Origin of the sequence: Arsenicicoccus sp. UBA6765 (assembly GCF_002453335.1) — a bacterium.
In the GTDB taxonomy this organism is placed as follows: domain Bacteria; phylum Actinomycetota; class Actinomycetes; order Actinomycetales; family Dermatophilaceae; genus Arsenicicoccus; species Arsenicicoccus bolidensis.
Genome location: NZ_DKGR01000044.1, coordinates 103097 through 121668 on the forward strand (window position 1 = coordinate 103097; position 18572 = coordinate 121668).

Sequence of the window (18572 nt, forward strand, 5' to 3'; positions counted from 1 at the left end):
TGGACCAGACACTCACGATCTTCGTCAGAGAGGGGAGGCGCGGGTCAGTCGCGCCGGCCCTCGCGGCGCAGGTCGGACGCCTCGAGCTTGAGCTCGTCGAGGGTCTTCTCCTGCTTCTTGATCCCCTTGTCGTCGCGGGGCGGCAGGAGCACCTGGTCCTCGGCGGGCATGCCCGCGGCGAGCTGCCGGGAGCGCTCGACCTCGGAGTCGAACTCCGCACCGAAGAGCAGCGCCAGGTTGGTGATCCACAGCCACAGGAGGAAGACGACCACACCCGCGATCGAGCCGTAGGTCTTGTTGTAGGACCCGAAGTTGGACACGTAGAAGCCGAAGGCGACGGACGCCAGGATCCAGGTGACGAAGGCCAGGGCCGCGCCGGGGCTGAACCACTTGAACTTCGGCTGCTTGACGTTGGGGGTCGCGTAGTAGAGCAGCGCGATGACCAGGATGACGATCAGGCCGATGACGGGCCACTTCGCGATGTTCCACACCGTCACGGCGGTGTCGCCGAGGCCGATGAGTCCGCCGACCCACTGCGCGATGCCGCCGCTGACGACCAGCATGATGCCGGCGAGGGCGACCAGGGTCAGCGTGATCAGGGTGATGAGCAGCTGCAGCGGTCGCAGCTTGAGGAAGGGGCGCCCTTCCTGCACGTCGTAGATGCGGTTCATCGCGCGGCCGAAGGCGCCGATGTAGCCGGAGGCCGACCACAGCGCGGTGAGCAGACCGACGACCAGGGCGACGCCGGACGCCTGGGAGCCGGAGATCTCCTTGATGATCGGGCCGACGGTGTCGACGGCCTGCGGCGAGAGCTGGCGGACGCCGTCCAGCATCTTGTCGACGGTGCCCGGATCCTGGCCGAAGAGGCCGAGCAGGGAGGTCAGCGCCAGGACGGCCGGGAACAGCGACAGCACGGCGTAGTAGGTCAGGGCGGCCGCGAGGTCGGTGCACTGGTCCCGGGTGAACTCCTTGGTCGTGCGCTTGAAGGCGTACTTCCAGTTGGCGCCGGGCAGGTCGTCCATCTCGTCGGGCTTGCCGTGCCCGTCGGGGTCGTCGTGCGTGCGGGCGCCGACCGGGCGCTCCTCGTCGGTCGTGCGGGACTCGTCCGAGTCGGAGGGGTGACGTGTGGCCATGGGGGAGGCTCCTGTGAGGGAAGGGGGGAGGTGGGGGGTTTGTCCACAAGACAACCACATGCGCCCCCGCCGGCGGGGGTCAATCGCCGTGCCACCTGGCCGATCTCGCCTGGCGGTCGGCCGCCTGCCTCAGGCCGCCTGCCTCAGACCGCCGGCCAGGGGAGGGGCTGGCCGAAGTAGTAGCCCTGCACGGCGTGCGCCCCCAGCTCGACGACGGCGGACAGCTGCTCGGCGGTCTCCACCCCCTCGGCGACGGACCGTATGCCGAGCGCGTCGGCCACCTCGACGGCCGAGCGCAGCATCGCGTGGTCGACGGTGCTGGTGAGGCACCCGCGCACGAGCACGCCGTCGATCTTGAGGACGTCGATGGGCAGGACGCGCAGGTTGCCATAGCTGGTCGTGCCCGCCCCGAAGTCGTCGAGGGCGAAGCGCACGCCGGCGTCGCCGAGGTGGACCATGCCGGACCGCACCTCCTCGACCGTGCCGATGGGCAGCCGCTCGGTCAGCTCGAGCACCAGACGGCGGCCCTGGCCGCTGCCGCGGATCAGGTCGTCGGCCCAGTCGACGAAGGTGGGGTCGAGCAGGCTGTGCGGGCTGACGTTGCAGGAGACGCGACGCTGCGGGGCCCCGTCGGCGAGGGTCTCGACCACGCGGGACAGGACGGCGCGGTCGAGGGCGTTGACGACGTCATACTGCTCGGCCAGGGCCACGAAGTCGTCGGGCAGCAGGGTGCGTCCGGCCTCGTCGGCCAGCCGGACGAGGACCTCGGCGTCCATGGGGGCCTCGACGCCCTGCACGACGCTGCGGATGGGCTGGGCCACCATCGACAGACGCCCGGTGAGCACCGCGGAACGCACCTCGTCCATCTGCAGCCGCTCGTGGTGGGTGTCGGCGCGTCCCGGGTCGCCGGGCACGTGGACGAGGACCCGTCCGCGACCGCTGCGCTTGGCCTCGTGGGCCGCGGACTCGGCGCGGGAGACGATCTCCTCGATGCCCTGGTCGTGACCGGAGATGGCATAGACGCCGGCGGAGAACGCGACGGGCACCTCGCGCCCGTCGATGCGCAGCGGGTCGCGGGCCAGGTCGACGGACAGCTCCTCGAGCGCGGCTCGCAGCTCCTGGACCGTGCCCCGGCTCAGCGCCCCGAACTCGTCCCCGCCGACGCGGAAGACGGCGACCGGCGTCGGCCCGCTCAGCCGGAGCAGACGGTCGGCCACCCCGCGGAGCACCTCGTCGCCGGACCCGTGGCCGAGCCGGTCGTTGGTCATCTTGAGATGGTCGACGTCGATGTAGGCGAAGGCGCCGTCCGCCGGCTCGCCCGCGCGGGCCCGGCCGATCGCCTCGAAGGCGGCCGCGCGGTTGGGCAGCCGGGTCAGGGCGTCGGTGCGCTGGAGGGTCTGGTTGGTCGATCGCAGGTCGGCCAGCTGCGCCTCGAGCGTGAGCAGGGAGTCCGGGGCCGCCAGGCCCGAGAGCTGGGTGCCCCGGGCGGAGAGGACGGCCGCCACCAGTGTGGCTGCCTGGATCGTCTCGGGTCGTATGGCGGAAGCGCTGGTCACCGCCAGCACGCCGATCGTGGCTGTGCCGGCGTGCACGGCGAGGACCAGACGCTGGCGCAGCCTCGCCTCGACGAGTGGCTGCAGCTCGGGGTCGTCCGCCTCCCGCAGGTCGGGGATCAGCTGGGTCCGCGACCGCAGGACGCGGACGAAGCAGCCGGTGGTCACGGGGCGCTGGTGGACGGTTGGCTCGCCCGGCAGGGTGCCGGCGAAGACGTGGCACTCGACGTGGCCGTCGGACCCGGTGACCAGCCCCAGCTCGATCCGCTCAGCGCCGATGACGCGGGGCAGGTGATGTCGGAGCGCCTGCACGAACTGCTCGCGCCGGGCGTCGGCGGGCAGGGCCTCGGCGAGGCGGGCGACCGCAGCCAGCGTGTCGGCCTCGGCGCGCCCGCCCCTCGTCTGCCCCTGGTCCCCCTGCGTCACGGGTCCAGGGTATGGCCGGGAGACGACCGTTGTTGCCCCGTGACCGGGAAGCGACGCCGGAGGGGGCGGACCGTGTCCGCGAGGTGCCGCTCGGGCACGCAGCGTCACCGAGCCGGGCGCCGGGCAGACCCCCTGTCGGCGCCCTGCTCTAGGCTCGAGCACGTGACGATGGGACAGGGTGGGCGCGGGGTGTTCGTGGCCCTCGAGGGCGGCGACGGTGCGGGCAAGTCGACGCAGGCTCGGCTGCTGCAGGAGTGGCTGGAGGCCCAGGGGCGCACGGTCCTGCTGACGCGCGAGCCCGGGGGCTCCGAGCTCGGCGCCGAGATCCGGCGGCTGCTCCTCCACGGGGACGACGTGTCGCCGCGGGCCGAGGCGCTGCTCTTCGCCGCCGACCGGGCCCACCACGTGCACGCGGTGGTGCGGCCCGCCCTCGCCCGCGGCGAGGTCGTGGTGACCGACCGCTACCTCGACTCGTCGGTGGCCTACCAGGGCGCGGGGCGCGACCTGGCGGGCGAGGAGGTGCGGCAGCTGTCGCTGTGGGCGGTCGAGGGGCTGCTGCCCGACCTCACCGTGCTGCTCGACGTCGAGGCGGGCACCGGTCGCGAGCGGCGGGGCGACGAGCACGACCGGCTCGAGTCCGAGCCCGACGACTTCCACCACCGGGTGCGGTCCGGGTTCCTGGACCTCGCCGCCGCGGAGCCCGGGCGCTACCTCGTCGTGGACGCCACCCTGGCACCCGCCGAGATCCACGCCCTCGTGCGCGGTCGCCTGGCGGAGGTGCTCTCGTGACCGCCCCCGGCGTCTGGGAGCAGACCGTCGGGCAGCCCGAGGCGGTGACCACCCTCAGCCGGGCGGTGGCCGACCCCGACGCCATGACCCACGCCTGGCTGCTCACCGGCCCGCCCGGGTCGGGCCGCTCGGTGGCCGCCCGCAGCTTCGCCGCTGCCCTGCAGTGCCCCGAGGGCGGCTGCGGGTCCTGCCTGGAGTGCCGCACCGCCATGGACGGCACCCACGCCGACGTCTCCCTGGTCGCGACCTCGGGACTGTCCATCGGCGTCGAGCAGGCGCGCGAGCTGGTGCGGCTCGGGTCGACCCTCCCCTCCGTCGGCCGCTACCGCGTCATCGTGATCGAGGACGCCGACCGCCTGACCGAGCAGGCCGCCAACGCGCTGCTCAAGGTCATCGAGGAGCCGGTGTCGCGCACCGTCTGGCTGCTGTGCGCGCCGTCGCTCGACGACGTGATCATCACGGTGCGCTCGCGATCGCGGCACGTGCGCCTGCGGACCCCTCCCGTCGATGCCGTGGCGGAGCTGCTCGTGCGCCGCGACGGCATCGACCCGGCCATGGCCGCGTATGCCGCCCGCGCGGCCCAGAGCCACATCGGGATCGCCAAGCGGCTCGCCACCGACGACGGCGCCCGCGAGCGCCGGCACACGACCGTCTCCATCGCGGGGCGGATCCGCCGGGTGGGTGACGCCATCGATGCGGCGGCGGACCTCGCCTCGATCGCGGACGAGGAGTCGGGGGCCTCCAGCGCCGACCGCGACGCCGCCGAGCGCCGCCAGCTGCTCGAGCGGCTCGGGGCCGACCCCGCCTCGCGCACCCAGCCCCCGCACGTGCGCTCCGCGGTGGCCGCCCTCGAGCGCGAGCAGAAGCAGCGGGCCACCCGCTTCGCCCGCGACGTCGTGGACCGCTCGCTCGTCGACCTGATGAGCGTCTATCGCGACGCGCTGGTGCTGCGGCTCGGCACGCCAGTCCCCCTGGTCAACACCGAGCTGGGGCCGTTGGTCTCGCAGGTGGCGCAGGCCTTCACACCCGAAGGCCTCCTGCACGCGATCGACGCGATCGGCACAGCGAGGGAGCGGATCGACCGCAACGTGGCGCCGCTGCTCGCGCTCGAGGCCATGTGTCTGTCCTTGAGACTGCCGCGCTGACAGTTCCGTCCCTCCCAGGCGAGACGGCTACCGTGGGGGAGAGACAGGGGGCCTCGACGACGCCGGCCCTCTCCCGGCATACGTCCTCGTCCCCGAAAGGCCCCGCATGACCTCGCTGCGCCGGTCGCGCACCGCACGCTCCGCCACGTCCATCGCGGCGGCCTCCCTGCTGCTCGGGGCCTGCGCCATCCCCGGGACCGGGGGCACGAGCGCAACCACCAGCCCGAGCAGCGCGAGCCCGAGCGGTTCCTCCGCGACCGGGTCGAGCGGGTCGAGCGCCACGAGCACGGCCACCGCCTCGCACGCCCCTGACCTCGCGAAGTACTACGGCCAGCAGCTGACGTGGGAGCTGTGCGGCCGGTTCGAGTGCAGCTGGCTGACCGTGCCCGTGGACTACGACAAGCCCGACGGCGCGACGCTGCGGCTCGCGCTCAAGCGGCAGAAGTCCTCGTCGAGCTCGCGCACCGGGTCCCTCGTGCTCAACCCGGGGGGCCCTGGCGCCTCCGGGGTCGACATGGTCGACTGGTTCGCCCCGACGCTGGCCGGCAACGTCCAGCGACGCTTCGACGTCGTGGGCTTCGACCCGCGCGGCGTCGCCAAGTCCCAGCCGGTCACCTGCCTGGACCCCCGGCAGATGGACGACCTGCTCGGCGGCGACCCGACCCCGGACACCCCCGCCGAGCAGGGCCAGCTCATGGCCGCCAACAAGGCCTTCGGCGAGGCCTGCAAGCAGCGCACGGGCGATCTGCTCGCTCACGTGTCCACCGTCGAGGCGGCCAAGGACATGGACGTGCTGCGGGCCACCCTCGGCGACCAGCGGCTCAACTACTTCGGGGCGTCCTACGGGACCTTCCTCGGCGCCACGTATGCCGGGCTGTTCCCCCAGCACGTGGGGCAGATGGTGCTCGACGGCGTCATCGACCCCGCGCAGGACGGCAAGCAATCCGCCCTGGGGCAGGCCACCGGGTTCGAGCGCGCCACCCGGGCCTACGCGCAGCACTGTGTCGACACCGGCAGCTGTCCGGTCGGCGGCTCGGTGGACGAGGTGATGAAGGGTCTCGCCGACCTGCTCAAGCAGATCGATGCCAAGCCGCTGCCCGCGCCCGGCGTCGGCACCGGCACCTTGACCGAGGGGTGGGCCTCGATGGGCCTGGCGCTGCCGATGTACTCCGACCAGCTGTGGCCGGAGCTCGACGGTGCGCTGCGCGCGGCCAAGGGCGGTGACGGCTCCGGGCTCATGCGCCTCGCGACGCAGTACGCCGACCGTCAGGCGGACGGCAGCTACAACGGCAACATGCTGCAGGCCATCAACGCCGTCAACTGCCTGGACCGTCCCGTGCCGGGGGACGCGGCACGGTACGCCGCGGACGAGAAGGATTTCCTTGCCGTCGCGCCGACCTGGGGCCGCTTCATGGCGTGGGGCGATGCGGTGTGCGGCGTCTGGCCGGTGCCGGCCACCGGCAAGGCCGCCCCCATCAGCGCCAAGGGATCCGGTCCCATCCTCGTCCTCGGGACGACGCGCGACCCCGCCACGCCGTACGAGAACTCCGTGGCGCTCGCCAAGGAGCTCGACAAGGGCGTGCTGGTGACGCGGGACGGCGACGGCCACACGGCATACCAGCAGGGCAACAACTGCCTCGACCGTCTCGTCGACGACTACCTCGTCAAGGGCAAGGTGCCGGCCGACGGCGCGAAGTGCTGAGCTGGCTCGACGGATTCGGTCGGCGCCTGCCCGGCCTGTATAGTGGGGCGCCGAGCGTCGGCCCGCTGACGTTCCTGCCGCTTTAGCTCAGTCGGCCAGAGCGATTCACTCGTAATGAATAGGTCGTCGGTTCGATTCCGACAAGCGGCTCAGACTAGGCCCCCGACTCCGGTCGGGGGCCTCGCTGTTGTGCCGCACCTCACCGCAGTGACCGCTTCTTTGCTGTGAATCACCTCAGCGTGCCTGCGCGATCACGGTGGGCTACCTAGGATGAGCGGCATGCGCGAGCCCATGGCCGGCAACCCGCCAGGGCCCACCACTGACGGCGACCCCGAGTCCCGGTCGTTCCGACAGGACGACCGGGTCCTCGTCGTCCTCGGATCTCTGTTCGTGCTGCTGCAGCTCGTCTACTGGACCTCCGACGAAAGGGTCGCGAGCGTGGCCTTCATCGTCATGCGGGTCGCCGCGGTGGTGACCTTCGCCTGGGGCGTCGCCCGTGCCCGTCCGGGATTCCGGCGGGACTGGGGGCTGATGCTGGCCGGCATGGTCGTCTGGGCCCTGGCCGAGGTGGCCGTGGCCGTGCGCATCGCCGTCCTCGGTGAGTATGGCGACTGGACGCCCGCCGGGGTCTTCGACATGGCTGGTTTCGTGCTCATGTGCGCCGGCGTGGTGCGCCTCGCCTGCAAGGACGGCTTCGTGCGGGGGTCGGCGCTGTGGCTGGACTCGATGGCGTGCGTGGTGAGCCTGGCGATCTGCTGGTGGCTGCTCGTCGGCCAAGAGCTCTTCTCGCACCCCGACCAGGCCCGCTCGACGACCCTGCTCGCCGCCGCCTATCCGCTCGGGGACAGCCTGATCGTGGCGGCGGCCGCGGTGCTGCTCAGCTCCCGCTCGGCCCATGCCATCTCCTATCGGCTGCTCGTGCTGGGGATGCTGGTGGGGGCCGTCTCGGACGTCGGCTTCGGCCTCTACGTCAGCGGCGAGATGCCCAGCAACCGCTGGGTGTACGCGCTGTGGATGGTGCAGAGCACCCTGCTCGCGACGGCGTCGGTCCTCGGTCGGCGACCAGGCCGGGAGCTGGCCTCGCGGGTCTCGGTCGCTGGGGTGCTGCTCGTCGTGTCGGCCCTCGTCGGCCCCGCCACCGTGCTGGCCGTCCTGTCCGCGCTCGGGCGGCACACGCATGCCTCGGCCGTGCTCGCGACCCTCGCGGGGACCCTGCTGCTACTGCTCATCGCCGCCACCCGGGTGCTGGTGCTCGTGCGCAGGATCGAGAAACAGTCCGACCAGCTGGCCCGGACCGCCCGCACCGACGAGCTGACGGGCCTGGCCAACCGGCGGGCCGGACTGCGCCTGATGGACGAGGCGATCGCCGCCGCCATGACCGGGGTGGGCGCCCGCCTCACCGTGGGGATGCTCGACCTGGACAATTTCAAGAGCTTCAACGATGCCCATGGCCACCTGCAGGGTGACCGCATCCTGCGGGCGTCCGCCCGCGCCTGGATCCAGGTGCTGGACGACGACGGGTCGATCTATCGCTATGGCGGCGAGGAGTTCGTCGTGATCCTGCCCAACCGGTCCGTCGCCGACGCCGAAAAGATCCTCGCCCGGATGCGCGCGGCGACCCCGGACGACCAGACCTTCTCCGCGGGGCTGGCCGCCTGGTCCGACGGCGACTCGTCCGAGACGCTTCTCGCGCGCGCCGACGTCTCGCTCTACGCCGCCAAGGAGGCGGGCCGCGCCCGCACGATGGTGATCGCGTGAGCGCCCGCGTCGAGGTCGGCCCCAGCTCCTACGAGCGCGCCGGGAGCCTGCGCCGGCGACGGCAGGACGCGCTCGCCCTGGGCCTGCTGGCCCTCGTGCTCGTCGTCGCGCAGGGGATCTACTGGGTCGTCGGGACCCCGGAGGCCCAGGGGGCCGTCTACGTCGGTTCGCGGGTGCTGTCCACGGCCGTGTTCGCCTACGGGGTCGCGCGCACCCGACCGGCATTCCGGGGCGAGCGGCGACTGCTGCTCGCGGCGATGCTGCTGTGGCTGGTGGGCGACGTCGTGGTCGCCGTCCAGGCCGTCCGGTCCGTCAGCCTGGACAGCTGGTCCTCCACCTCGCTCGTCGGGATCCTGTCCTACCTGTGCCTGTTCGCCGCCCTCGTGGGCATGGCGCGCCGGGAGGGAATCGTCGCCGGAGCGGCGGTCGTCCTCGACGTGGTGCTGTGCGCCGTGAGCCTGTCGGTCGTGTGGTGGCTGCTCATCGGCCAGCAGATCCTGCTCGCCCCGGGGGGCAGCGACCTGCGATCCCTGCTGGTGAGCTCCTACCCGCTGTGCGACGTGCTCGCGATCGCCGGCGCCGTGGCGGTGCTGAGCGCCCGGTCCGCGCACGAGTGGTGCACGCGCGCGCTGGCGCTGTCGGCCATGGTCGACGTCGTCGCCGACATCTGGTTCGGCTACTTCGTGGTGGGCCTCACGGACACGTGGTACTGGCCCCCGGCGCTGTGGATGGTGCAGTCCGTGCTCCTCGCCGCCGCCGCCGTCCTGTCCGGCCGCCCGGTGCGCGAGCCCAGCTCGCGGGTGTCGCGCTCCGGGGTGCTGATGATGGTGGGGGCCGTGGTGGCGCCGATGATGACCATCGCGGTGCAGACCATGGTCGGCCGCGCCCCGGCGACGCCCTCGTCGGTCGTGCTGTCGCTCGTGGGCACCGCGATGATGGTCGTCCTCGTCTGCGTACGCGTCCTGATCCTCGTGCGCCGCCTCGAGAAGCAGGCCAACGAGCTCGAGCAGACCGCGCGCACCGACGAGCTCACCCAGCTCCCCAACCGGCGGGCGGGGATGCGGCTGCTGCACGACAGCATCGGGCAGGTGGAGCAGGGGCGACTGGCCGGCCTGACCGTGGCCCTGCTCGACCTGGACCACTTCAAGAGCTTCAACGACACCCACGGGCACCTCCAGGGCGACCGCCTGCTCCGGGCCGCTGGCCTGTCCTGGGCGTCGGTGATCGGCCCGGGGGACATGCTCTTCCGCTATGGCGGTGAGGAGTTCGTCGTCATCATGCCCGAGGGCACCGTGGCCGAGACCCGCGCGGTCCTGCAGCGGATGCGCCGCGCGACGCCGCGCGGCCAGACCTTCTCGGCGGGGATCACGAGCCTGCGGGCCGGGGACACCGCCGAGGACGTCATCGGGCGCGCCGACGCCTCCCTGTATGCCGCCAAGGCCGCCGGACGCGATAGGAGCTGCATCAGCGCCTGACGCGGTGCGCATATCGAACAGGCGTGCATCCTGCGAACACGCCGTAGGCTGGTGCCACCCCGACCACCAGGAGCCCCGCCGTGAGCGTGCCCGTCGCCGTCGTCCCGCTGTCCTCGTCCGGTGCCGCCGGGCAGCCCAAGCCCCTGCTCGTCCTCGGCTCCTCCCTCGGCGTGGCCGTCGAGCGGCTGTGGGCCCCCGTCCTTCCCTTGCTGGGTGACCGCTACCACGTCCTCGGGTGGGACCTGCCCGGTCACGGCCGGACGCACCACGACGGCTCTGCCGGGTCGTTCAGCGTCGCCGACCTCGCGAGCGCCGTGGTCGAGCTGGCCGCCCGTCGCGGCACCCCCGGCCTGCCGGCGTACTACGCGGGCGTGAGCCTCGGCGGGGCGACCGGCCTGCAGGCCGCCGCCGACCACCCGGGCGCGTTCGCCGCCGTCGCCCTGGTGTGCTCCGCCGCGGCGCTCGGCACCCCCGAGGCGTGGACGCAGCGAGCCGTCACGGTCCGCGCCCAGGGGACGCCGGCGCTCGTCGAGGGCTCGGCGGCGCGGTGGTTCGCGCCCGGCTTCGCCGATCGTGAGCCGCAGGTCGCGGGGGGCCTGCTGCACGACCTCGCGCACGAGGTCGACGACGAGGGCTATGCGGCGTGCTGCGAGGCGCTCGCGGCATACGACCTGAGCGACCGGCTGGGCGAGGTGACCGACCCGGTGCTGGTGCTCAACGGGGCCGCCGACCAGGTCGTTCCGCCCGCGGCCGCGGAGCAGGTCGCCTCCGGGGTGGCCGACGGCCGCGCCGTGATCCTGCCCGAGGTCGGGCACCAGGCCCCGGTGGAGGACCCGACCGGCACCGCCGAGGCCCTTCTCGCCTTCTGCCGCTGACACCGACGACGTTCGAAGGAGAACGATCATGACCACCGACACCTATCTCTACGACGCCGTCCGGACGCCCTTCGGGCGGTTCGGCGGGGCCCTGGCCGGCACCCGGCCCGACGACCTCGCGGCCCACGTCGTGCGCGACCTGGTCGACCGCTCGCCCGGGCTCGACCCCGAGCGCATCGACGCCGTGACCTTCGGCAACGCCAACGGCGCCGGCGAGGAGAACCGCAACGTCGCCCGCATGGCCACGCTGCTCGCCGGCCTGCCCGTCTCGATCCCCGGCAGCACGGTCAACCGGCTCTGCGGGTCGTCGCTCGACGCCGCCATGGTCGCCTCGCGGCAGGTGATGGCGGGCGACGCCGACCTGGTCCTCGTCGGCGGCGTGGAGTCGATGAGCCGCGACCCATGGGTGCTGCCCAAGACCAGCAAGCCCTACCCCGCCCACAACCTCACCGCCGAGAGCACCGCTCTCGGGTGGCGCCTGGTCAACCCCCGCATGCCTGGCCGGTGGACCGTCAGCCTCGGGGAGGCGACGGAGCAGCTCGCCGAGCTCCACGGGGTCTCGCGCGAGCGGCAGGACGCCTTCGCTGCCGAGTCGCACCGGCTCGCCGCTGCGGCCTGGGACGAGGGCCGGTATGCCGACCACGTGGTCACCGTGCCCGGGACGGACCTCGAGCGGGACGAGGGCATCCGCCCGGGCTCGACCCCCGAGACCCTGGCCGGGCTCAAGACCGTCTTTTGCACGGAGGGCGGCACGGTCACCGCGGGCAACGCCTCGCCCCTCAATGACGGGGCGTCCGCCGCGTTCGTGGGCTCCGAACGGGCGGCCGAGCTGCTGGGGCGCGACCCCCTGGCGCAGATCGTCTCCCGCGGCGAGGCCGCGAACGAGCCGCAGTACTTCGGCTACGCGCCCGTCGCGGCGGCGGAGCAGGCGCTGCGCCGCGCGGGCCTGACCTGGAGCGACATCGACGCGGTCGAGCTCAACGAGGCCTTCGCCGCCCAGTCCCTGGCCTGCCTGGACGCATGGGAGCGCGACGGCCTCGACGTGGACGTCGTCAACCGCTGGGGCGGGGCGATCGCCATCGGCCACCCCCTCGGCGCATCGGGGTTGCGCGTGCTCGGCACGGTGGCTCGTCGCCTGGCCGCGACCGGTGGGCGCTACGGCCTGGCCGGGATCTGCATCGGCGTCGGCCAGGGGCTCGCCGTCGTCGTCGAGAACGTCGCCAGCGCCGGCACCACCGGCACGAGGGAGGGAGCACGATGAGCGGGCTGCACGTGGCCGCGGACGTCGACGAGGCGGTCAGCATCGTCGAGGACGGTGACACCGTGCTGATCGGGGGCTTCGGCATCGCCGGGCAGCCGGTCGAGCTGATCGAGGCGCTGATCCGCAGCGGGGCCAGCGGCCTCACCGTCGTCAACAACAACGCCGGCAACGGCGACGAGGGCCTGGCCGCCCTGATCAAGAACGGCCAGGTCGCCAAGATGATCTGCTCGTTCCCGCGCCAGAGCGACTCGTGGCACTTCGACGAGGCCTATCGCGCCGGGCGGCTCGAGCTCGAGGTCGTGCCGCAGGGCACCCTCGCGGAGCGGATCCGCGCGGGGGGCGCCGGGATCGGTGGCTTCTTCACGCCCACGGCATACGGCACCCTGCTCGCCGAGGGCAAGGAGACGCGGGTGATCGACGGCCGCGGGTATGTCCTCGAGGCGCCGATCACCGGCGACGTGGCGCTGGTCAAGGCGCTGCGCAGCGACGCGATGGGCAACCTCGTCTATCGCAAGACCGCCCGCAACTTCGGGCCGGCCATGTGCACCGCGGTCACCCGCAGCGTGGTGCAGGTCGAGCAGCTCGTCCCCACAGGGGAGATCGACCCGGAGGTCGTCGTGACCCCCGGCATCTTCGTCGACACCGTCGTCGAGGTGCGCACCGCCAGCAGCGACAAGGAGGGCCTGCGATGACCGAGCCGACGACGGAGCCGACGCGCACGACTGCGAGCACGAGCGCGAGCACGGATGCCGAGCTGAGCAAGCAGGAGCTCGCCGCGCTGGCCGCCCACGACATCGAGCCGGGGTCCTTCGTCAACCTCGGGATCGGGCAGCCGACGCTGATCAGCGACTACCTGCGCGCGGAGCAGCAGATCACCCTGCACACCGAGAACGGCATGCTCGGGATGGGTCCGCAGGCGCACGGCGAGGACGTCGACGTGGACCTCATCAACGCCGGCAAGATCGCCGTCACCGAGCTGCCTGGGGCGTCCTACTTCCACCACGCCGACAGCTTCGCGATGATGCGTGGCGGTCACCTGGACGTCTGCGTCATGGGTGCCTTCCAGGTCTCGGCCGGGGGCGACCTCGCCAACTGGCACACCGGCGCACCCGACGCCATCCCCGCCGTCGGCGGCGCGATGGACCTCGCCATCGGCGCCAAGCAGACCTGGGTCATGATGTCGCTCTTCGCCAAGGACGGCTCGGCCAAGATCGTCCCCGAGCTGACCTATCCCGCGACGGGGCTGGCGTGCGTCCGGCGCGTCTACACCAGCCAGGCCGTGTTCCTGCTCGAGGAGCGTGGCGTGGTCGTGCGCGAGACCCACGGCATCACCTTCGCCGAGCTGGCCGAGCGCCTCGACGTCCCCCTGATCGACGGGAGCACCGAGTCGGGCGACAGCGTGGAGCCCCGCGCCTGAGCCGCTCTCCGAGGGTCATCGGTGGCATCGACCGGCATCGACAGTCGCCGACAGGCGCCGACAGGCATCGATCGGCAGCGAGGGGACGCGAAGGTCCACGACACGCCGTCGGGAGCGACATTCGCGTCCCCTCGCCCTGCCCCTCGCCCTGCCCCTCGCCCGTCGCCCCTCGCGGGCGCGTGCGGTGCGCGGAGCGACCGGCTGGCAACGACCGCCCACCACGGGCGAGGCGCCTAGCCTGGAGCGGTGATCGACGAGACCGCCCTGCGTGCCGCCCTCGACCGCGAGTGGGCCTGGTGCGGCCTGCCCCACGCCCCCGAGTGGGTGAGCCTGCTGGGGGAGGGAGAGTCGTATGCCGCCTGGCACGTCGCCACCCGGGGCACCGACGTCGTGGTGAGGGTCGTGCGTCGCCCCACCGAGGACCTGCCGCGCGCCATGCGTGACGAGTTCACGGTGCTGCAGCTCCTGCCGGACGGGGTCGGCCCCGAGCCCGTGGCCCTGGACGAGAGCGGTGACCGGCTCGGCATACCGGCCATGGTCGTCGGGCTGGTGCCCGGCGAGGTGCTCACCGACACCGAGGACTGGGACGACGAGCTGCTGACCAGGCTCGCGCAGGCCATCGCGCGCCTGCACGACCGGGCCTACCCGCGCTGCGGACCGGTCGGTGACCCGCAGCGCAGCACCGTCAGCATCGTCGGCGCCTTCGAGGCCGGGCTGGGGTGGTGGCTCGAGCACCAGCCGCAGGTGGTCGCCGACCCCGAGGTGCTGGCGCTGCTGCCGGGGGTGCGCGCCTACCTGGCGGAGCGCGAGCCGTGGTTCGAGCCGGTCCGCCGGTTCGCGCTGGTGCACGGGGACCTCGTCGCGGCCAACGTCCTCGTCGAGGCCGGCGAGCCGCGGCTGGTCGACTGGGAGTGGGCCGAGATCGACGACCCCGCCCGCGACCTCGGCTACCTCGGGGGGCGGCTCGCGAGCGAGGGCGTGCAGGTGCGGCTGGGGCGGGACCAGGTCGAGCAGCTCGTCCGGGCCTATCTCGACGCGGCACCCGCCGACCTCCGGGCCACCGAGACCGTCGAGTCGCTGCTCGGCCGTCGCGACGCGTGGGAGGTGTGCGAGAGCCTGCTCAGCTCGCTGCACGACCGACGGCTGCTCGCGGAGGGACGGCACGAGCCCGGCCTGACCGAGCGTCGCATCGCGGCGGCGACCTCCGGCCTGCGCGAGGTGGCGCCAGACCCGGGCGCGCTCGCCTGAGAGCGACCTGCTCGGGTGAACGGGGCGGTCACCCGACCGATGGTCAACCTCCTGGCCGTGGTCGGCGTCTACGGTGCGTAGCAGACAAGAAGGAGGCGGGACATGGGTCCGACGTCGCGGCTTGTCATCGCGGCCGCGATCGGCCTGGCGTTGGCAGTCCCACTGGTGGTGGCGGTGCTGGTGTACCGCCGCTCGGCAGGGCGGGGGACGGGGCGCCGCGTGGCGGTCTCGGCCGGGGTGGCGGTGTCGATCGTCCTGTCCCAGGTGCTCGCCATCGGGGGGCTCGTCCTGGTCGTCAACCGGGACTTCGGCTTCTTCCCCACCTGGTCCTCGCTCGCCGCGGCGTCCGAGGACGACAACCCGTTCGCCGCCGTCGCGCAGCCTGCCTCGGGCGGGGCCATGACCACGGACGAGCTGAAGCAGATCCGGGTGCGTGGCTGGGCTCCCCGCAAGGTCCAGCCGCCCAAGGGCGACGGGCTCTACCGCGACTACGTCGTGTCCGGCGTGCAGTCCGGGACGACCGCCAAGGTCGTCGTCTGGATGCCCCCGGGCCACGAGCACGCCGCCAACGCCAAGGGCCTGCCGGTCGTGTTCGTGCTGGGGGGCGCCTACGGCCCCGTCGACAACGTGGCGACGTCCCTGCAGTTCGCACAGAAGGCCGCCCCGCTGATCCGTTCCAAGCAGATCCCGCCGTTCGTGGCGGTCATGCCGGAGGTCAACATCAAGCTCCCGCAGGACACGGAGTGCACGGACTACCCGGGGGGTCCGCAGGCCTACACCTGGCTCGCCCGGGACGTGCCCGCCTGGGCGCAGCACACGCTCGGCGTCGTCCAGCCCGGTCCCCGCTGGTCGGTGCTGGGGTGGTCGCTCGGTGGCTACTGCGCGGCCAAGCTCCACGCCGCCGAGCCGCAGACGTTCGGCTCCGGGGCGTCGCTGCAGGGATACTTCGCTCCGTCGGTGGACGGCTCGACCGGCACCCTCGCGAGCGTCCTCCAGCGCGACCCCGCGCTGCTGCAGCGCTCGGACGTGGCGTGGCTGCTGCGCAACCGCCCGCCGGCCCGCACCCGGCTGCTGGCGATGTCCTCGCCGGCCGACGCCCAGAGCTGGCAGCTGACGCAGCAGTTCTTCGGCGCCACCAAGGGCCTGCCCGGGATCACCCCGATGGTCGTGGACAACGCCGGGCACACCTACACGTCCTGGCGCGAGGCCCTGCCGAGGACCCTCACCTTCCTGCTCAAGGACGCCGGGGCCAAGGGCTGAGCCTCACATCCGGTCGGTCGGCTCCAGCGGCTCGGGACGCCGGGTCGTGCGCAGCCCGCGCCCGGCCCGGGGCCGGGTGGCCAGCAGGTGCAGGCCCAGCACCCCGGTGCCCAGCACGATCAGCAGCAGGCTGGTCAGGGCGAGGCTCAGCAGCGACGCGGTGGCGACCGGCACGACCACGCCGGCCAGGGCGGCGTTGAACGCCAGCTGCACGAACGACGATGCGGACGCCGCCGTGCCCCGGGCGTCCGGGTGGAGGTCCAGCACGGCGAGCTGCAGCACCGGGAAGGCCATCGCCACGCCCAGCGCCATCAGCGAGGGGCCGACCACGGGCCAGGGGAGACGGGCCGGGTCTGGCGTCGCCGCCAGGACCACGGTGAGCACGCCCGAGGCCAGGGCGATCGTCATACCGACCATGACCTGGGTCCGTCCGGTGATCCGACCCGCGAGGCGTCCGCTGACGAAGGCGCCGGTCACCATGCACCCGATCATCGGGACGAAGAAGAGCCAGAAGTCCCCGCTACCCAGCCCGAGCAGGTCCACCACGAAGATCGGCGCGCCGGCGATGTAGAGGAACTGGCCGGCGAAGGTCAGGGTGCAGGCCAGCGCGATCCGCCAGAAGGCCGCCCCGCGGGCGATCCGCACCAGGCCGCCGACGGCCGCGCCGAGGCGCAGGGGAGTACGGGCCTTGGGCGGGTGGGTCTCAGGGAGCACCAGCAGCACCGCGCCGGCCATGAGCAGGCCGAAGGCGGCGAGGAACCAGAAGACCAACGGCCAGCGGCCGAGGCCGAGCAGCGCGCCGCCGATGATCGGGGCGATCGCCGGGGCGACGCCGAAGATCATCGCCACGTGACTCATCAGCCGCTGGGCCTCGGCCCCGTCGAAGAGGTCCCGGACCACCGCCCGGCTCACGATCTGGCCCGCTCCGGCCGAGAACCCCTGCAGGGCGCGGCAGACCAGCAGGACGGGGAGGCTGGTGGACAGGGCGCACCCGACGGACGCCAGCACGAAGACGGCGATGCCCGCGACCATGACCGGGCGCCGGCCAACGGCGTCCGACAGCGGGCCGTGCACCAGGCTCATGATCGCGAAGGCCAGCAGGTAGACGCTGACCACCTGCTGCATGGCCGTGCTGCCCACCCCGAGCTCGGCCCCCATCTGCTGGAACGCCGGGAACGCCGTATCGATGCTGAACGGGCCGAACATCGACAGCCCGGCGAGCACGAGGGTGAGCCCCATCCCCGCACGTCGGGGGGTGGGGCGGGCCGGGGTCACCCGACCATCCTGACACGGTGCTGATCCGTCACTCTGAGTTGCGATAGGTGCGGATCGTTGGGGTATGTCGTGCCGGGGTTTCACCCGTTCGGTCCTGTCCGTTATCGTTTCGTTATGTCGCTGCGCGGCATCCCGTTATCTCGCTGTGACCTGCGGAAACACGGTCCTGTCATTCCCCGGCATCACCTGATGTTCACCTCTGCGTCCCTTGTCACACAGCGTGAGGCCACCCCGATGTCGAGGACCGCGTACCGCTACGGTCTCTCGCTCCGTACTCTTGACCCATAGGGTCGACGCGCCAGCCGCGGTCGGCCCCTCTCCATCGCGTCGCCCGGGGGGCGTCGCGCACGATCGGTCACAGCTCCAGAGGGGACATCAGTGCAGTCCACGCCACGCGTCCGTCGCGGCCCACGGGCCGGCGCACGCGCCGCGTCCGTCAGCGTGACGGTCGCCCTGCTCACCCTCGGCCTGGTCGCGCCCGCCTCGGCCGACCCGGCCCCGTCCCCCACCGGCAGCACGCAGTCGCTGCCGTCCGAGCAGGACGTGGCCGCGGCCAACCGGGCCGTCGCCGACCAGGAGGCCCAGGTCGCCACCGCCCAGGCGCAGTATGCCGCCGCGGCCGACCGCCTCGAGGTGGCCCGGCGCGAGGCCGCGCTGGCGGCCGAGCAGTACAACGGCGCCAAGGTGCGCCTGGACGCGTCCACCAAGACCTTCGCGGACGCGGACGCCAAGGCTCGGGCCGCCGAGCACGCCCTGGCGACGGCCAAGGTCAACCTCGGTCGCGTGGCGGCGGAGACCTACGAGTCGGGCCACGACCTGCACGGTCTCGAGGCGCTCGTGAGCCCCGGCGGCCCGCAGGCCGTCCTCGACCGTGCCTCCGGCCTCGCCACGCTCGGCGAGCTGCAGACCGGCGTCGTGCGCCAGGCCACGGGCGACCTCACGCGGGCGACCGAGCTGCGTCGTGCCGCCCAGCGGGCCCAGGACCAGCGCAAGGCCGACGAGACGGCGGCGCTCGCCGCCCGCACCCGCGCAGGGGCCGCCGAGCAGGCGGCCGTCGCCGCCGCCCAGGCCACCCAGGCCGCCCAGGACCAGGCGCTCGCGACGCTCGCCCGGCTCAACCAGACCTCCGTCGACCTGGAGCGCCGCCGCCAGGAGGGCCTGCGCCTCGAGGCGGACCAGCGCGCCGCCGCCGCCCGCGAGGCCGCTGCCCTCGCCGAGGCCGCGCAGCGCGACTCGGAGAGCCTGTCCGCCGACG

At 73.1% G+C, this 18572-nt stretch carries 15 protein-coding genes and 1 tRNA gene; 13 read left to right on the plus strand and 3 right to left on the minus strand.

What is annotated here, in order from left to right; genetic code table 11:
- Positions 1-44: 44 nt before the first annotated feature.
- Both B4K29_RS12550 and B4K29_RS12555 read right to left on the minus strand, forming a co-directional pair.
- Positions 45-1133, minus strand: a complete 1089-nt coding sequence (locus tag B4K29_RS12550; RefSeq protein ID WP_019286521.1) for a YihY/virulence factor BrkB family protein — start codon at positions 1131-1133, stop codon at positions 45-47.
- Between the two features lie 143 nt (positions 1134-1276).
- Positions 1277-3112 (minus strand): bifunctional diguanylate cyclase/phosphodiesterase, encoded by a 1836-nt coding sequence (locus tag B4K29_RS12555; protein WP_286967529.1) that lies wholly within the window; start codon positions 3110-3112, stop codon positions 1277-1279.
- Between the two features lie 168 nt (positions 3113-3280).
- Here B4K29_RS12555 and tmk point away from each other — a divergent pair, with 168 nt between their 5' ends.
- The 12 genes from tmk to B4K29_RS12615 all read left to right on the plus strand — a co-directional run bounded on the left by tmk (position 3281) and on the right by B4K29_RS12615 (position 16042).
- Complete coding sequence (gene tmk, locus B4K29_RS12560; RefSeq protein WP_029212539.1) at positions 3281-3901, plus strand: dTMP kinase; 621 nt, start codon at positions 3281-3283, stop codon at positions 3899-3901.
- Positions 3898-5046, plus strand: coding sequence for a DNA polymerase III subunit delta' (locus B4K29_RS12565; RefSeq protein ID WP_286967531.1), 1149 nt, complete (start codon positions 3898-3900; stop codon positions 5044-5046). Before tmk ends, B4K29_RS12565 begins: the two co-directional genes overlap by 4 nt.
- Before the next feature lie 106 nt (positions 5047-5152).
- Positions 5153-6748, plus strand: a complete 1596-nt coding sequence (locus B4K29_RS12570; protein WP_286967533.1) for an alpha/beta hydrolase — start codon at positions 5153-5155, stop codon at positions 6746-6748.
- Between the two features lie 76 nt (positions 6749-6824).
- Positions 6825-6898: transfer RNA gene (locus tag B4K29_RS12575), tRNA-Thr, on the plus strand.
- 129 nt (positions 6899-7027) lie between these two features.
- A complete protein-coding gene (locus B4K29_RS12580; RefSeq protein WP_239262230.1) occupies positions 7028-8506 on the plus strand; it encodes a GGDEF domain-containing protein in 1479 nt (492 codons plus the stop codon).
- The gene (locus B4K29_RS12585) at positions 8503-9981 is read left to right on the plus strand and encodes a GGDEF domain-containing protein (RefSeq protein ID WP_286967536.1); all 1479 of its coding nucleotides are present in this window, start codon (positions 8503-8505) and stop codon (positions 9979-9981) included. The genes B4K29_RS12580 and B4K29_RS12585 overlap by 4 nt, the downstream gene beginning before the upstream one ends.
- 80 nt (positions 9982-10061) lie before the next feature.
- The gene (locus B4K29_RS12590) at positions 10062-10856 is read left to right on the plus strand and encodes an alpha/beta fold hydrolase (protein ID WP_286955448.1); all 795 of its coding nucleotides are present in this window, start codon (positions 10062-10064) and stop codon (positions 10854-10856) included.
- Positions 10857-10884: 28 nt separating this feature from the next.
- A complete protein-coding gene (locus B4K29_RS12595) occupies positions 10885-12117 on the plus strand; it encodes a thiolase family protein (protein WP_286967538.1) in 1233 nt (410 codons plus the stop codon).
- Entirely contained in the window at positions 12114-12809 is a 696-nt protein-coding gene (locus tag B4K29_RS12600) for a 3-oxoacid CoA-transferase subunit A (protein ID WP_019286511.1), read from the plus strand. Before B4K29_RS12595 ends, B4K29_RS12600 begins: the two co-directional genes overlap by 4 nt.
- Entirely contained in the window at positions 12806-13534 is a 729-nt protein-coding gene (locus B4K29_RS12605; protein WP_286967540.1) for a 3-oxoacid CoA-transferase subunit B, read from the plus strand. The genes B4K29_RS12600 and B4K29_RS12605 overlap by 4 nt, the downstream gene beginning before the upstream one ends.
- Positions 13535-13780: 246 nt before the next feature.
- Positions 13781-14782, plus strand: coding sequence for a phosphotransferase family protein (locus B4K29_RS12610; RefSeq protein WP_286967542.1), 1002 nt, complete (start codon positions 13781-13783; stop codon positions 14780-14782).
- A gap of 102 nt (positions 14783-14884) precedes the next feature.
- Positions 14885-16042 (plus strand): alpha/beta hydrolase, encoded by a 1158-nt coding sequence (locus B4K29_RS12615; RefSeq protein WP_286967544.1) that lies wholly within the window; start codon positions 14885-14887, stop codon positions 16040-16042.
- A gap of 3 nt (positions 16043-16045) precedes the next feature.
- On the opposite strand, the gene B4K29_RS12620 is transcribed toward B4K29_RS12615, so the two are convergent.
- On the minus strand, positions 16046-17317 hold the full coding sequence (locus tag B4K29_RS12620) for a multidrug effflux MFS transporter (RefSeq protein WP_286967546.1): 1272 nt from the start codon (positions 17315-17317) through the stop codon (positions 16046-16048).
- Positions 17318-17695: 378 nt separating this feature from the next.
- Here B4K29_RS12620 and B4K29_RS12625 point away from each other — a divergent pair.
- On the plus strand, positions 17696-18572 hold an 877-nt coding region (locus B4K29_RS12625; RefSeq protein WP_376786838.1), incomplete at its 3' end, for a hypothetical protein.

Bases quoted from the DNA above. Each gene is read 5' to 3' on its own strand.
- B4K29_RS12550 (WP_019286521.1), bottom strand. From the start codon at position 1,133: ATGGCCACACGTCACCCCTCCGACTCGGACGAGTCCCGCACGACCGAC.
- B4K29_RS12600 (WP_019286511.1), top strand. From the start codon at position 12,114: ATGAGCGGGCTGCACGTGGCCGCGGACGTCGACGAGGCGGTCAGCATC.
- B4K29_RS12615 (WP_286967544.1), top strand. From the start codon at position 14,885: ATGGGTCCGACGTCGCGGCTTGTCATCGCGGCCGCGATCGGCCTGGCG.
- B4K29_RS12570 (WP_286967533.1), top strand. From the start codon at position 5,153: ATGACCTCGCTGCGCCGGTCGCGCACCGCACGCTCCGCCACGTCCATC.
- B4K29_RS12580 (WP_239262230.1), top strand. From the start codon at position 7,028: ATGCGCGAGCCCATGGCCGGCAACCCGCCAGGGCCCACCACTGACGGC.
- B4K29_RS12595 (WP_286967538.1), top strand. From the start codon at position 10,885: ATGACCACCGACACCTATCTCTACGACGCCGTCCGGACGCCCTTCGGG.
- tmk (WP_029212539.1), top strand. From the start codon at position 3,281: ATGGGACAGGGTGGGCGCGGGGTGTTCGTGGCCCTCGAGGGCGGCGAC.
- B4K29_RS12605 (WP_286967540.1), top strand. From the start codon at position 12,806: ATGACCGAGCCGACGACGGAGCCGACGCGCACGACTGCGAGCACGAGC.